This window comes from Flavobacterium gyeonganense (genome assembly GCF_029625295.1).
GTDB classification, from domain to species: domain Bacteria; phylum Bacteroidota; class Bacteroidia; order Flavobacteriales; family Flavobacteriaceae; genus Flavobacterium; species Flavobacterium gyeonganense.
In genome coordinates, this window is the sequence record NZ_CP121112.1 from 1,707,133 (window position 1) to 1,719,909 (window position 12,777).

A 12,777-nucleotide genomic window follows, 5' to 3' on the forward strand; every position below is an offset into this window, starting at 1 on the left:
TATACTAAAATCAAGGCATAAAAAAACCTCATTTTTCAATGAGGTTTAATATTATTACTCCGGACTATTCATTTTGAAAGTATCCATAAAAGCAGTCGTATAATCTCCTGCAATGTATTTTGGATCATCCATTAATTGTCTATGGAAAGGTATTGTCGTTTTCACACCTTCGATTACAAACTCGTCAAGAGCTCTTCTCATTTTACTGATAGCTTCTTCACGGGACTGCGCTGTTGTAATTAACTTCGCAATCATGGAATCGTAATTTGGCGGAATGCTATATCCTGAGTAAACGTGAGTATCTAAACGAACTCCGTGACCTCCCGGCATGTGCAGCGTAGTAATTTTTCCTGGTGAAGGACGGAAATCGTTATAAGGATCTTCAGCGTTAATACGAACTTCTATAGCATGTAATTCAGGAAGATAGTTTTTACCAGAAATTGGAATTCCGGCAGCAACCATAATCTGCTCACGGATCAGATCATAATCAATTACCTGTTCAGTAATTGGATGCTCTACCTGAATACGGGTATTCATTTCCATGAAATAGAAATTTCTGTGTTTATCCACTAAAAATTCTACAGTTCCTGCTCCTTCGTATTTAATGAATTCAGCTGCTTTCACAGCCGCTTCTCCCATTCTTGTACGCAATTCATCAGTCATGAAAGGTGAAGGTGTCTCTTCAGTCAATTTTTGGTGACGGCGCTGAACAGAACAGTCTCTTTCAGAAAGGTGACATGCTTTTCCGTAAGAATCACCAACAACCTGAATTTCGATATGACGTGGCTCTTCGATAAGTTTCTCCATGTACATCCCGTCATTTCCAAAAGCTGCAGCAGCTTCCTGACGTGCACTTTCCCAAGCTTTTAAAAGCTCATCTTCTTTCCAGATGGCACGCATTCCTTTTCCACCACCACCAGCAGTAGCTTTCATCATAACCGGGTATCCGATTTCTTTAGCCACTTTTTGTGCATGCTCGAAAGATTCTAATAATCCGTCTGAACCTGGCACACATGGTACTCCTGCTGCTTTCATTGTAGCTTTTGCAGAAGCTTTATCTCCCATTCGGTCGATCATTTCAGGAGCTGCACCAATAAATTTGATTCCGTGCTCCTGACAAATTTTAGAGAATTTAGCATTCTCTGAAAGAAATCCGTATCCCGGATGTATTGCATCTGCATTTGTAATTTCTGCGGCAGCAATAATATTTGACATTTTTAAATACGATAAGTTACTTGGAGGAGGACCAATACAAACCGCTTCGTCTGCAAACTTAACATGTAAGCTTTCCGCATCGGCTGTAGAGTAAACCGCTACAGTCTTGATTCCCATTTCCTTACACGTACGAATTACACGTAGTGCAATTTCTCCTCTATTCGCAATTAATATTTTTTTAAACATCTTTTTAAAATTAGATAATTAGATAATTAGATAATTGGATAATTAGATTTAAAGCACTTCCGAAAAAGTCTAAAATCTAACGATCTAACGATCTAAAATTAAGATGGATCAACTAAGAACAAAGGCTGGTCAAATTCTACAGGTGACATATCGTCAACAAGAATTTTTACAATTTTACCTGAAACTTCTGATTCAATTTCGTTGAATAATTTCATTGCTTCAATTACACAAAGAACATCACCTTTAGCGATAGTACTTCCTACTTCAGTAAAAACTGGTTTATCCGGAGATGGTTTTCTGTAAAATGTCCCAATAATTGGAGATTTTATAGTAATGAATTTAGAATTTTCAGCAGGAGCAGCCGCTTCACTATTTACGTTTACAACTACCGGTGCAGTTTGCTGCGGAGCAACTGCTTGCGGCAATGCAGCCTGAGCTGGTAATTGCTGTACATAAGTAGCTTCAGTTACATTTGTTTCTAAAGTTGTTCTGATAGTGATTTTTACATCATCCATTTCTAACTTCACCTCTGCAACTCCCGAATTTGCTACAAATTTGATTAGGTTTTGAATTTCTTTTAAATCCATAATGATTCGTTTTTAGTTTTAATTTATTTCTTATCGTAAGCCCATTTCAAGTAAATAGATCCCCAGGTGAATCCACCACCAAAAGCGGCAAAAATAACATTATCTCCTTTTTTAAACTTATTCTCAAAGTCAGCCAGTACTAATGGTAATGTTCCAGAAGTGGTATTACCATATCTTTCGATATTGACCAATACTTTATCTTCTTCAAGATCTAATCTTCCGGCAGTAGCATCAATAATACGTCTGTTTGCCTGATGTGGCACTAACCAGTTCACATCTTCTTTTGTCAGATTATTTCTTTGCAAAATTAATTCACTAGCATCAGCCATATTGGTAACAGCATATTTAAATACCGTTTTACCATCCTGCATGATATTGTGCTGTCTGTTTTTAATGGTCTCTTCGGAAGCAGGAATCAAAGACCCTCCTGCAGGAATTTTAAGAAAATCACGTCCAACACCATCACTTCGTAAATATTCATCTTGTAATCCCAGACCTTCATAATTTGGCTCAAATAAAACCGCACCGGCTCCATCTCCAAAAATAATACAGGTAGATCTGTCTGTATAATCTACAATTGATGACATTTTATCTGCCCCAATTAACAGTACTTTTTTATAACGTCCTGACTGCACATAAGCAGCTGCAGTAGACATTCCATATAAAAAACTTGAACAAGCCGCTTGTAAATCGTAAGCAAATGCATTAGTTGCACCGATTTCTGTGGCAACATGTACACCAGTAGCCGCCACCATCATATCCGGTGTAGCTGTTGCCATTATTACCATATCAATTTCCAACGGATCAATATTGGCTTTTGCTATTAAATCCTGTGCTGCTTTTATAGCAAGATAGGAAGTTCCCTTATCAGCATCTTTAAGTATTCTTCTTTCTTTTATTCCCGTACGGGTCGTGATCCATTCATCATTGGTATCAACCATTGTTTCTAGTACTTTGTTAGAAAGTACAAAGTCAGGAACGTATCCTCCAACAGCGGTAATTGCGGCTGTGATTGTATTCATTATATTCTATTATTTCCTCTCAAATACAGGGTATTTGAAAAATTTTTAAAAGACTTGAAAATTACAAAAAAAAATCTAAACGTATTGTCGTAAATTTCTTTAAAAAAGAAAGTTGTAACCAACAAAAAAAACTCTCACATAGTGAGAGTTCTAATATCATTTACAAAAACGTATTAAGCAACCGCTTCAGATTTATCGATAACAACTTGCCCTCTGTAATACATTTTACCTTCATGCCAGTAAGCTCTGTGGTATAAATGCGCCTCACCTGTAATAGGACATGTAGCGATTTGAGCTACAGTAGCTTTATAATGTGTTCTTCTCTTATCTCTTCTTGTTTTCGAGGTTTTTCTCTTAGGATGTGCCATTTTACTATATTATTTATCCGTTAATAGTTTTTTTAATTTTTCCCAACGCGGGTCAATATCTTCTTCTTGTTTACTCTCTTCCTTTTGTTCCTTAACTTTTAACTCCTTTAGTTTTGTCAGGGCTTCTGTCTGCAACGTTCCATCTTTTACACCCGGGTGAATTCTCTTTTGCGGAATTGACAATGCAATCATTTCATAAATGTATTGTGCCACATCTATTTCAAATTCACCATGAGGGAGAATCAACAACTCTTCATTGTCATTATTAAATTCTTCTCCAAAACGAACGATGAGCTTCATCTTTCCTTTTACAGGCAAATCAAAATCTTCACTGGTCAGATCACAAGGTACATTTACTGTTCCTTTATGCTTAAAATCCAGTTCCAGCATATTGCTTTTCTTATCTAAAACTAAAGTAACTTTGATATCCGAATTTTGAAACTCATCATAATCAAAGTCCTCAAAGAACTTCTTATTTATTTGATATTCAAAATGGTGTTTCCCTAGCTTTAATCCCACGAAAGGAATTAAAAATTCTTTTGTTTTGCTCATTTCAACATCAATTTGTACAATTAGGATCTAAAACCCAGACACCTGAATTGGGGTGCAAAGATATAAAATTATTATAAAACTAATAATCTTATTCACCTTTTTTTGTTTATAACTGTTTTTCTTTTATTTTAAGGGGCTTTGCTGTAATCTCCTCATACTGATTACGTGAACGAAAAACATCAATTGCCAGATAAACAGCCTCTTTAAAAGAATTATAATCTGCCATATCTTTTCCTGCAATATCATAAGCAGTACCGTGATCAGGCGATGTCCTTACCCTATTAAGCCCTGCGGAATAATTAACTCCTTTTCCAAATGATAATGTTTTAAAAGGAATCAATCCCTGATCGTGATATGTTGCTACAACCGCATCATATTTTTCATACTGGCCGCTTCCAAAAAAACCATCTGCAGGAAAAGGACCAAAAACCATAGTTCCTGCATCAAAGATTTTCTTTAATACAGGTTTTAAAACTAAATCATCCTCTTTTCCTATTACGCCCCCATCACCTGCGTGTGGATTTAAACTCAACACAGCAATTTTAGGTTTTACAATACTAAAATCCTGAATTAGCGATTTTTTAACCGTTTCAATTTTTCTTGTAATTAGTTCTTCTGTCAAATGAGAAGAAACTTCATTTAAAGGAACATGATCTGTCAGCAGACCAACTCTTAAGTCATCATGAACCATCATCATTAATGCATTTCCTTCTAATTCCTGATCCAGATAATCTGTATGTCCCGGAAATTTAAAATCTTCTGACTGGATATTGTACTTATTTATAGGAGCAGTCACTAAAACATCAATCTCTCCCTCTTTCAATGCCTTAGTAGCAGCCACAAAAGATTTTATAGCATACCCCCCTATTCTCTCATCATTTGTGCCTAAATTTATATCAACACTTTCTCTCCAAAGATTAAAAACATTAAGTTTACCAGGGATAATCTGATCCAACTTGTCAACTCCATGAAACTGAACAGTAGACGTAAAGCTTTTTTTAACGAAAGAAAGTATCTTGGCATTTGCAAAAATAACCGGTGTACACAGTTCCAACATGCGGGAATCTTCGAATGTTTTCAATATAACTTCGCTTCCAATACCGTTTAAATCTCCAATCGAAATTCCAACAATTATATTTTCTGCTTTTTTATTCATGACCTCCAATTATTTATTACTAATTTTGATGTGCAAATTTAGTAAATAAAACCCACAATGTTCACAGGAATCATAGAAACCTTAGGAAGGATTCAAGAAATAAAAAAAGACCAAAACAACCTTCACATAACGGTCGATTCATCCATTACAAATGAATTAAAAATTGACCAGAGCGTATCCCATAATGGAATATGCCTTACGGTTGTAGCGATAAAAGACACTTTTTATACCGTAACAGCAATCGAGGAAACTATTTTAAAAACTAATATTGGAGACTGGAAAGTCGGCGACATAGTTAATTTAGAAAGAGGAATGAAACTCGGTGATCGCCTTGACGGCCATATTGTACAGGGCCATGTAGATCAAACCGGAACCTGTGTAAAAATTGAAGAAGCTAACGGAAGCTGGAATTACACTTTTGAATACGACAAAAACCTAAGCAATATCACTATCGAAAAAGGATCTATAACAGTAAACGGAGTCAGCTTGACAGTAGTAAATTCTAAAACAAACGAATTTAGCGTTTCCATAATACCATACACTTTTGAAAATACAAATTTCAAAAATTTCAAAACCGGAACAAAGGTAAATTTAGAATTCGATGTAGTAGGAAAATATATTACCAGACTTTACTCCATCAACCAATAAAACAAACTTCCTTACAAAACAAAAGCTTCAGTTTTACACTGAAGCTTTTGTTTTTAATTTATGTTTATAAATTACATATATCCCTAATGAAATTGCGGAAAAGGCCAACATCAAAAGACCAACTCCATCGATTGGCGAAGGAGGCGCCTCAGGACCACCAGGAGAAGGAGGCTGTGCAAAAGCACTCAAAGTGCCAAATAATATAAAAAAAACAGTGAGAACTTTATTTAATACTTTCATAGAAAACGAAATAGTTTAATCTTAGTTTGCTTAAATTTGATTTACAGACTTTTAAAGCGTGGTTCTTTATAAAGTCCGCTACAAATATATTGCTTTTTTATTCAAAAAAGCAATGATAAAAAAAGCTTCATAAATTTTTATGAAGCTTTTTAAACCGTGGTCCCACCTGGGCTCGAACCAGGGACCACCTGATTATGAGTCAGGTGCTCTAACCAGCTGAGCTATAGGACCGGTTAAGAGTTTGCAATATTACTACTATTTTTTATTCGTTCCAAATATTTTATACTCTGATTTTTACTTAATTTCAATATTAACAAATCTTATTGAAAATCAAATTGATTATCAAGTGATTATTGAAACATCAAAACTACCTGATTTCCTGGCAAAGCTCTATTAAAACACCGTTTGCACTTTTAGGATGTAAAAAAATAACCATTTTATTGTCGGCTCCGGGTTTTGGATGCTCATTTATCAGAACAAAACCTTCCTTTTTTAATCGGGCAACTTCTGCTTTTATATCATCAACATCAAAAGCGATATGATGAATTCCTTCTCCTTTTTTCTCCAGAAATTTTACAATTGGACTTTTGGAATCTGTAGCCATTAAAAGTTCAATTTTATTGGTTCCTGTCTGAAAAAAGGAAGTTACTACACTTTCCGTTTCTACAGTTTCCGTTTTATACGACGGAACACCTAATAGTTTTTCAAATAAAACATTGGCATCATCTATGTTTTTTACTGCAATTCCAATATGTTCAATTTTATTTACCATAGCCTTTATACATTAACAACTTATTGATTGACATAAGTATTGAAATAACCGCATTCTGCAATTACATCCTGATAATATTTTGTATCCGAATACTCTTTTTTCAATATTTTAAATCCGTTCCAGGCGATAAAATTAATTTTATCATCCTCAATTTCCCACCAGCTTTTAACCTTGTTGTACTTATTATTGTAATATTGATTACGCTCACATTTTGATATCAAATAAATACATTTTGCTTTTTGCTCTTTGGTTGCTGCTGCTTCAAATGCTTTTTGATAATACATTTTTGAAACATCGCAATTGGTTATCATTTCTTTCATCGAATCCCTGAAGGAATATGGACTTGATCCATAACCTACTATCGTTATTTCATAAAAAGTTCTTCCGTTACCAAAATGTGAAATATTGTAAAATGCATTTCCAAGCAATAAACTATTGGTGTAAACATCCTCTTTTTGAGCCAGTTTTTCCTGCATTGTTTTTATTGTGTTTAAAAAATCAAGGTAACTGTATTTCTTTTTTTGATAAGCAACGTGATCGCAGTCGTGGCAATCTTTAATATTTCCGTTGAACGGATTCCCTAAAAAAGTCTGATACTGAACAGAATCTGTTTGCTGCATAAATCCAATTGCATCTGAAATTTTATTTTTAAAGGTTGCCTGAACAGCCTGAAAATTATTGATATCTTTTAGTTTTAAACTATAAATTCCCGCACCAATTTTCTCAATTTCGGTTTTATTAGATTTAGATAAAAATGCTTTTATATCCAACAGATTTTTTTCGTTATCATAAAAAGAGTTTCCATCGTTCCAATAGCTATAACGTGACTCACCAAATATCTCAGCCATGACAGGGTCAGCTTTGCCTTTGTAAAGTGCTGACAAATAACTTCTGCTCCATGAAGAGGCATTTTGATAGCGAAACTCTTGTCCTTTATAAGTTTTTGGAAGTTCATTGTAAAGCCAGTTTAAATCGGCTAAAATTGTTTTTTCGTTTTTATCGGTGAGTTTATCTATTTTGCTCAGATTATTTACAAAACGAAGCAAACGTAATTGCATGCCTGCCAATTCGGTATTTGGAAGCGTTTTTACTGCTTTATCAAAACTTTTATCCGCATTTGCATAATCCCCTTTTAAAGTCTGCAGGTATCCCAGGGATAAATCCCATAAATAAGGTCTGTCTGTATTTCCTGCTGCAGCTATTTTTCCGACTAAATCAAAACCAGCTTTATCTATTTTTGACTGATTTTCTGTTTTATTTTCTGCCACAGTCTGGTTTTTCATTGGCACATTTTCCCCGGCATTCTGCTGAAAAGAATTATTAATAGCCTGCTCCTGTTCATTTACCAGTCTTGTTGCCAGATAATTCAGGTGTTCACTTTTAGGATCCAGTTCATAGATTTTTTCAATGGCTTGTTTTTCATCTTTATAATAGCCATGTATAGCCCATAGAGCGGCTTTCTCCTTATTATTTTTTGCCATTGCCAATGATTTGGTCCAGTCGGCATCATTTTTTGGGTGAAAACTGTAAGCTGTCACAATTCGAAGCTCAGGGCATTTGTCAAAAACCTGTGCATATAAATAATTAGAAACAGCATATTTTTTCTGCTTGTAATTGATTCCTGCAACATAAGACAACGCACGATAATACAGCGTATTTTTAGGAACTGAATTTTCTGTTTTATTAAAAAAATCAATCGCCTTTTTCTTGTCAGTACTATAAAATCGGGCTTTCATCGTCAAAAACCAATATCTGTTTTTCAAAAATGGATCTGAAGTCGTATTGTAAACATTTTCTATTGACTGAATCATTTTCAGGTCATCAAAAGTTTTGGCCACAACCGGATCATAACTCCAATAATCTTCGCCAATTGATACGGTTTCAATTTTTTGTGCCAAATACAAAAACTCAATAAAGTTTTTTACCTTACTGTCTTTAAGGCTGATTTTTTTACCCCATTTTACAGAAGCAGTATTCTCCTTTTTATTTTTATAATATACATGAAGCTGGGTAATTTCTTCTTTGTTTTTTATTGTGCTTTTATCATCTGAATAATAGCGTGGTTTATCATCTCCAATTAAAAAATAATTCACAGTTGCTGCATCTACACTCCCTTTAAAATAAGCGCCCCAATCCGATTTGATATTTTCGTTGAAGCGTGAATTATGTTCAGTGTCAAATCCGATACCGTAAAAAACATCTCCTGCTAAAAAAAGTGGTGAATAGGATTTATCTGCAAAAGTCTCCGGTGTAAAGTTTGAATTGTAACCGAAAAAATCCCAGTCGTCTCCGCCAGCACAGGCATAAATAATTCCATATACAAATAATAAGGAAGTGCTAGAAACAAGAAACAACTTGCTTAAAAATGTTCTTTTCATAGTTTTTTAAATTGAATTCGTCTAAGTCGTAAAAAATAATTTCGTTTGGTTTTTGAGAGCTATTGTCATTCAGATTTTCCGCCATTTCAATTAAATCTTCTGATGAAATGGCTTCGATTTTTAACACATCATTTTCTTCATAAAATATACCGTTTTTATAATTCGCGTATTTTACTTTAAAAAAAACAGCACTTATTTGTTCAAAATTTTTATCTTTTTTAAGTTCATTTATATTGAGCTTTGAACGTAATCCTGTTACTTTTTGATTTCTAATATGAACTGCCCAGGAATAGATTGGCAATGCAAAATCAAGATGCAGCGGATATTTTTTTAAACTTTTCAGATAACGATCTGCAACTTTTTTATCATAAACAGAATTTAGTGAATCAGGAGCAATCCTCCCCATATTGTAATACATCAAAACACCTGAATCTACATTTGGTATTTTGGTTTTCCTGAAATACTTTATCTGATGCAATCGTATTGTTGCTGAAATTTTCTTTTGCGAAAGCTTTTTAAATAACTCAATAAACTTCAAATAATTGTCTTTGCTTGAAAGTGTCCAGTCGCAGTCAATCTGAATCTCTTTACTATTGATGTTGTTTTTAGAATTGATTTCATTTATCAGTTTAACCGTTTTTTGTGCCAAATCTTCAATATCAAGATTAGGTTTCAGCATCACTTTATTTTTAATATACACCACAGGGACAATGTCAAAACTATTCATCTTCTCCATAAAGCGAATTGGCGTTAAAGGAATAGGACTTGTATCTTTTGGATGTAAATCGATATCGAAATAACGGATATAAATTTTACAGACATTATTATCAAGAAGAGCTTCTTTTTCTATTTCAGATAATTTAAAAATTGTTTTCCAATAGTAAAAAGAGACAATTGGTTTAGGAGTATCATTACACGAAATAACCAAAAAGAAAAGTAATATTAAAAAGAAAATCTTCTTCAAAACCTGTAAATTAAATTGAAATCAAATGTAAGAAATTATATCCCGTTTGTAAATTTGAAACTATAACTTTTTATTAAATTTAAAAACAGCTTTCTTCAAAATTCCAAAACCCAATAAAACGATAAAAAATTTCAATTAAAGCAAATATAATTGTTATTTTGTGCAATTAAATCACGAATCGTTATGTTGAAAAACAGCTTAAAATATTTTGCTTTTTTATTGGTATTTTTAATGATGAGTTGCGCGAAGCGCGGCAGCATAACCGGTGGCTTAAAAGACACACTTGGCCCTGTTTTAAGATCGAGTTCTCCTGAAAATTTCAGCACCAATTTTAAAGCAGACGAAATCACACTGACATTTGATGAATATGTAAAGCTTAAAAATGCCAATAAACAGTTGATTATTTCTCCGCCAATGAAAAATCCACCTATTATTACACCTACCAATGCAAGCAAATTTATCAATATAAAAATTCTGGATACCTTACAGCCCAACACCACATATAGTTTTAATTTCGGACAAAGTATTGCAGATAATAATGAAGGAAATCCGTATAATCAATTCAAATATGTTTTCTCTACGGGTACTTATATTGATTCTCTTGCCTTAAACGGAAGAATTAAAGATTCTTATAATAAAACTGCTGATAATTTTGTCACTGTAATGCTTTACGAAGTCAATGATAAATTTAAGGACTCTGTCGTTTATAAAGAAAATCCACGATACATAACCAATACGTTAGACAGTCTAACCGTTTTTAAATTAGAAAATCTAAAGGCTGGTAAATATCTCCTGATAGCTTTAAAAGACAAAGGAAACAACAATAAATTTAATCCTAAAGATGATAAAATTGGATTTATCAAACAACCTATAACGATTCCAAACGATACTGTTTACGAACTTGAATTATTTAAAGAGCAGCTTCCTTTAAAAGCTTTCAAACCAATACAGGCATCAGGAAACCGATTATTGCTTCCGTATGAAGGAAAACAGAACTTTAATAAAGATTCGAAACCCAAAATTGTACTCAAGAACAATACTGAAGTTTTAGAAACCATTATAACACGCTTCCCAAAAAAGGACTCTTTGCAAGTTTGGTATAAACCAATAAAAGCCGACTCTCTATCACTGGAAGTCAGTAAGGACGATTATAATAAAAAGTTTAGTCTTAGAATCAAAAACCAGAAAAAAGACACCCTGAATATTACTGCCGTGCAAAACGGAATCATACATTTCAGAGACAGGTTTACACTTGAAACTGCAACACCGCTGGTTAACTTCGATAAGTCAAAAATTAAGTTAGTCAACAAAGATTCGTTAGCTGTAGATTATACAACAGAATATGATGAGTTTGAGCAAAAGCTATATATAGATTTTAAAAAAGACCCGGCACAAAAATATAATTTTACATTTTTACCCGGCGCATTGACTGATTTTTATGAAAAATCGAATGATACTTTATCATACAAACTGAACACACGTGAAGTAGAAGAATACGGAAATCTTACACTGAATCTACAAAATGTAAAACGTTTCCCGATTATAGTTGAATTAACCAATAAAAAAGGAGACGTTGTGCTTACCAGTGACTATTCTGAAAACAAAAACACCTTTGATTTCAAGCTCTTAGAACCTGCTATATATTCTGTAAGGGTTATTTATGATGACAATAAAAACAAAGTGTATGACCCCGGAAACTATTTAGAAAAAAGATATTCTGAAGAAGTATTTTATTATCAGGAAGAAATTGACCTGCATGCAAATTGGGACAAAGTTGAATCTATTGATTTAAGTATTCCTTACAATCCTGAATTAGCGAAAAAGAATGAAGAAGCAAAGCTAAATGCAGAAAAAAAGAAAAAGAAAACCGTTTTTTAGCCCTGTATTTCAAACAGATCTTTATCGCTTAGGAAATCCATTTTTTTTCTGGTTTCCAACATGCTATTTTTATCTAATTCAACTATAAAAACACCTTCATTTTCCTGAGGCTTTAAAATGGGATTACCAAGAAAATCAACCACCTGCGAATGACCATTATATTGATGATTGTTCGCATCAAAACCTATTCTGTTTACGCCAATGGCATAACTAAGGTTTTCAACCGCGCGGGCTTTGAGCAGTATGTCCCAGGCATTTATGCGGACTTTGGGCCAGTTGGCAACATATAAAATCAAATCATAATTTTCGACATTTCTTACAAATACAGGAAAACGTAAATCATAACAAACCTGCAGACAGATCTTCCAGCCTAAGTACTCCACGATTTGCTTTTTATTTCCTGGTGTATATACTTTCTCTTCTCCTGCCAGGGTAAATAAATGTCTTTTATCATAATATTGAATTTCACCTGATGGAAAAGTAAAAACAAAGCGATTATAGTATTTCTTATTCTCTGAAATAATTAAACTTCCTGCAATAGCACAATTTTTATTTTTAGCTAAAGCCTGCATCCAAACAACAGTTTCTCCCTTCATTGTTTCGGCCATTTTAGAAGCATTCATAGTAAATCCGGTTGAAAACATTTCAGGAAGCACGATCAAATCAACACAAGCATTTATTTCGTTTATTTTAGCTTCGAAATTAATAATGTTATGCTTTGGACTTTCCCAGACAAGATTCGATTGGATAAGAGCTATTTTCATATTTTTTAATTTATATAAAGATAAAAAAACGCATTCAAATTAATGAA

Annotated in this window: 13 protein-coding genes and 1 tRNA gene; 2 read left to right on the forward strand and 12 right to left on the reverse strand. The window is 33.6% G+C overall.

The annotated features are described in order from the left end of the window. Positions 1-54 precede the first annotated feature (54 nt). From accC to pdxA, 6 genes are all read right to left on the reverse strand, one after another. A complete protein-coding gene (gene accC, locus P5P89_RS07440) occupies positions 55-1,401 on the reverse strand; it encodes an acetyl-CoA carboxylase biotin carboxylase subunit (protein ID WP_163395367.1) in 1,347 nt (448 codons plus the stop codon). Positions 1,402-1,499: 98 nt separating this feature from the next. After that, positions 1,500-1,988: an acetyl-CoA carboxylase biotin carboxyl carrier protein gene (gene accB / locus P5P89_RS07445; protein WP_110307307.1), complete on the reverse strand. Its 489-nt coding sequence runs from the start codon at positions 1,986-1,988 to the stop codon at positions 1,500-1,502. A 23-nt stretch (positions 1,989-2,011) separates the two neighbouring features. After that, positions 2,012-3,010 (reverse strand): beta-ketoacyl-ACP synthase III, encoded by a 999-nt coding sequence (locus P5P89_RS07450; protein ID WP_278011377.1) that lies wholly within the window; start codon positions 3,008-3,010, stop codon positions 2,012-2,014. A 173-nt stretch (positions 3,011-3,183) separates the two neighbouring features. After that, positions 3,184-3,378, reverse strand: coding sequence for a 50S ribosomal protein L32 (gene rpmF / locus P5P89_RS07455; protein ID WP_008465217.1), 195 nt, complete (start codon positions 3,376-3,378; stop codon positions 3,184-3,186). A 9-nt stretch (positions 3,379-3,387) separates the two neighbouring features. Further along, positions 3,388-3,930, reverse strand: coding sequence for a YceD family protein (locus P5P89_RS07460; protein WP_278011378.1), 543 nt, complete (start codon positions 3,928-3,930; stop codon positions 3,388-3,390). 106 nt (positions 3,931-4,036) lie between these two features. After that, on the reverse strand, positions 4,037-5,086 hold the full coding sequence (gene pdxA, locus P5P89_RS07465) for a 4-hydroxythreonine-4-phosphate dehydrogenase PdxA (protein ID WP_278011379.1): 1,050 nt from the start codon (positions 5,084-5,086) through the stop codon (positions 4,037-4,039). Between the two features lie 57 nt (positions 5,087-5,143). Between pdxA and P5P89_RS07470 the strand changes: the two genes are divergently transcribed. Beyond that, complete coding sequence (locus P5P89_RS07470) at positions 5,144-5,734, forward strand: riboflavin synthase (protein ID WP_278011380.1); 591 nt, start codon at positions 5,144-5,146, stop codon at positions 5,732-5,734. 33 nt (positions 5,735-5,767) lie between these two features. Here the strand turns inward: P5P89_RS07470 and P5P89_RS07475 are convergent, their stop codons facing one another. The 5 genes from P5P89_RS07475 to P5P89_RS07495 all read right to left on the reverse strand — a co-directional run bounded on the left by P5P89_RS07475 (position 5,768) and on the right by P5P89_RS07495 (position 10,088). Continuing rightward, entirely contained in the window at positions 5,768-5,974 is a 207-nt protein-coding gene (locus P5P89_RS07475) for a hypothetical protein (RefSeq protein ID WP_278011381.1), read from the reverse strand. 157 nt (positions 5,975-6,131) lie between these two features. Further along, positions 6,132-6,205 (reverse strand) — tRNA-Ile (locus tag P5P89_RS07480). Positions 6,206-6,341: 136 nt separating this feature from the next. Beyond that, positions 6,342-6,746 carry a methylmalonyl-CoA epimerase gene (gene mce / locus P5P89_RS07485; protein WP_278011382.1) on the reverse strand — a complete coding sequence of 135 codons (405 nt, stop codon included), beginning with the start codon at positions 6,744-6,746 and terminating at the stop codon, positions 6,342-6,344. A 20-nt stretch (positions 6,747-6,766) separates the two neighbouring features. Beyond that, the gene (locus P5P89_RS07490) at positions 6,767-9,124 is read right to left on the reverse strand and encodes a hypothetical protein (protein WP_278011383.1); all 2,358 of its coding nucleotides are present in this window, start codon (positions 9,122-9,124) and stop codon (positions 6,767-6,769) included. Continuing rightward, a complete protein-coding gene (locus P5P89_RS07495; RefSeq protein WP_278011384.1) occupies positions 9,084-10,088 on the reverse strand; it encodes a hypothetical protein in 1,005 nt (334 codons plus the stop codon). Before P5P89_RS07495 ends, P5P89_RS07490 begins: the two co-directional genes overlap by 41 nt. 183 nt (positions 10,089-10,271) lie before the next feature. Between P5P89_RS07495 and P5P89_RS07500 the strand changes: the two genes are divergently transcribed. After that, positions 10,272-11,966 (forward strand): Ig-like domain-containing domain, encoded by a 1,695-nt coding sequence (locus P5P89_RS07500; protein WP_278011385.1) that lies wholly within the window; start codon positions 10,272-10,274, stop codon positions 11,964-11,966. Here the strand turns inward: P5P89_RS07500 and P5P89_RS07505 are convergent. Continuing rightward, complete coding sequence (locus P5P89_RS07505; protein ID WP_278011386.1) at positions 11,963-12,730, reverse strand: amidohydrolase; 768 nt, start codon at positions 12,728-12,730, stop codon at positions 11,963-11,965. The genes P5P89_RS07500 and P5P89_RS07505 overlap by 4 nt on opposite strands. Positions 12,731-12,777: the final 47 nt, after the last annotated feature.

What these genes read in the sequence shown, in the direction of transcription:
- P5P89_RS07505 (WP_278011386.1), bottom strand. Translation starts at nt 12,730, where the DNA reads ATGAAAATAGCTCTTATCCAATCGAATCTTGTCTGGGAAAGTCCAAAG.
- accB (WP_110307307.1), bottom strand. Translation starts at nt 1,988, where the DNA reads ATGGATTTAAAAGAAATTCAAAACCTAATCAAATTTGTAGCAAATTCG.
- P5P89_RS07460 (WP_278011378.1), bottom strand. Translation starts at nt 3,930, where the DNA reads ATGAGCAAAACAAAAGAATTTTTAATTCCTTTCGTGGGATTAAAGCTA.
- accC (WP_163395367.1), bottom strand. Translation starts at nt 1,401, where the DNA reads ATGTTTAAAAAAATATTAATTGCGAATAGAGGAGAAATTGCACTACGT.
- P5P89_RS07500 (WP_278011385.1), top strand. Translation starts at nt 10,272, where the DNA reads ATGTTGAAAAACAGCTTAAAATATTTTGCTTTTTTATTGGTATTTTTA.
- P5P89_RS07490 (WP_278011383.1), bottom strand. Translation starts at nt 9,124, where the DNA reads ATGAAAAGAACATTTTTAAGCAAGTTGTTTCTTGTTTCTAGCACTTCC.
- P5P89_RS07470 (WP_278011380.1), top strand. Translation starts at nt 5,144, where the DNA reads ATGTTCACAGGAATCATAGAAACCTTAGGAAGGATTCAAGAAATAAAA.
- P5P89_RS07475 (WP_278011381.1), bottom strand. Translation starts at nt 5,974, where the DNA reads ATGAAAGTATTAAATAAAGTTCTCACTGTTTTTTTTATATTATTTGGC.
- P5P89_RS07450 (WP_278011377.1), bottom strand. Translation starts at nt 3,010, where the DNA reads ATGAATACAATCACAGCCGCAATTACCGCTGTTGGAGGATACGTTCCT.
- rpmF (WP_008465217.1), bottom strand. Translation starts at nt 3,378, where the DNA reads ATGGCACATCCTAAGAGAAAAACCTCGAAAACAAGAAGAGATAAGAGA.
- mce (WP_278011382.1), bottom strand. Translation starts at nt 6,746, where the DNA reads ATGGTAAATAAAATTGAACATATTGGAATTGCAGTAAAAAACATAGAT.
- pdxA (WP_278011379.1), bottom strand. Translation starts at nt 5,086, where the DNA reads ATGAATAAAAAAGCAGAAAATATAATTGTTGGAATTTCGATTGGAGAT.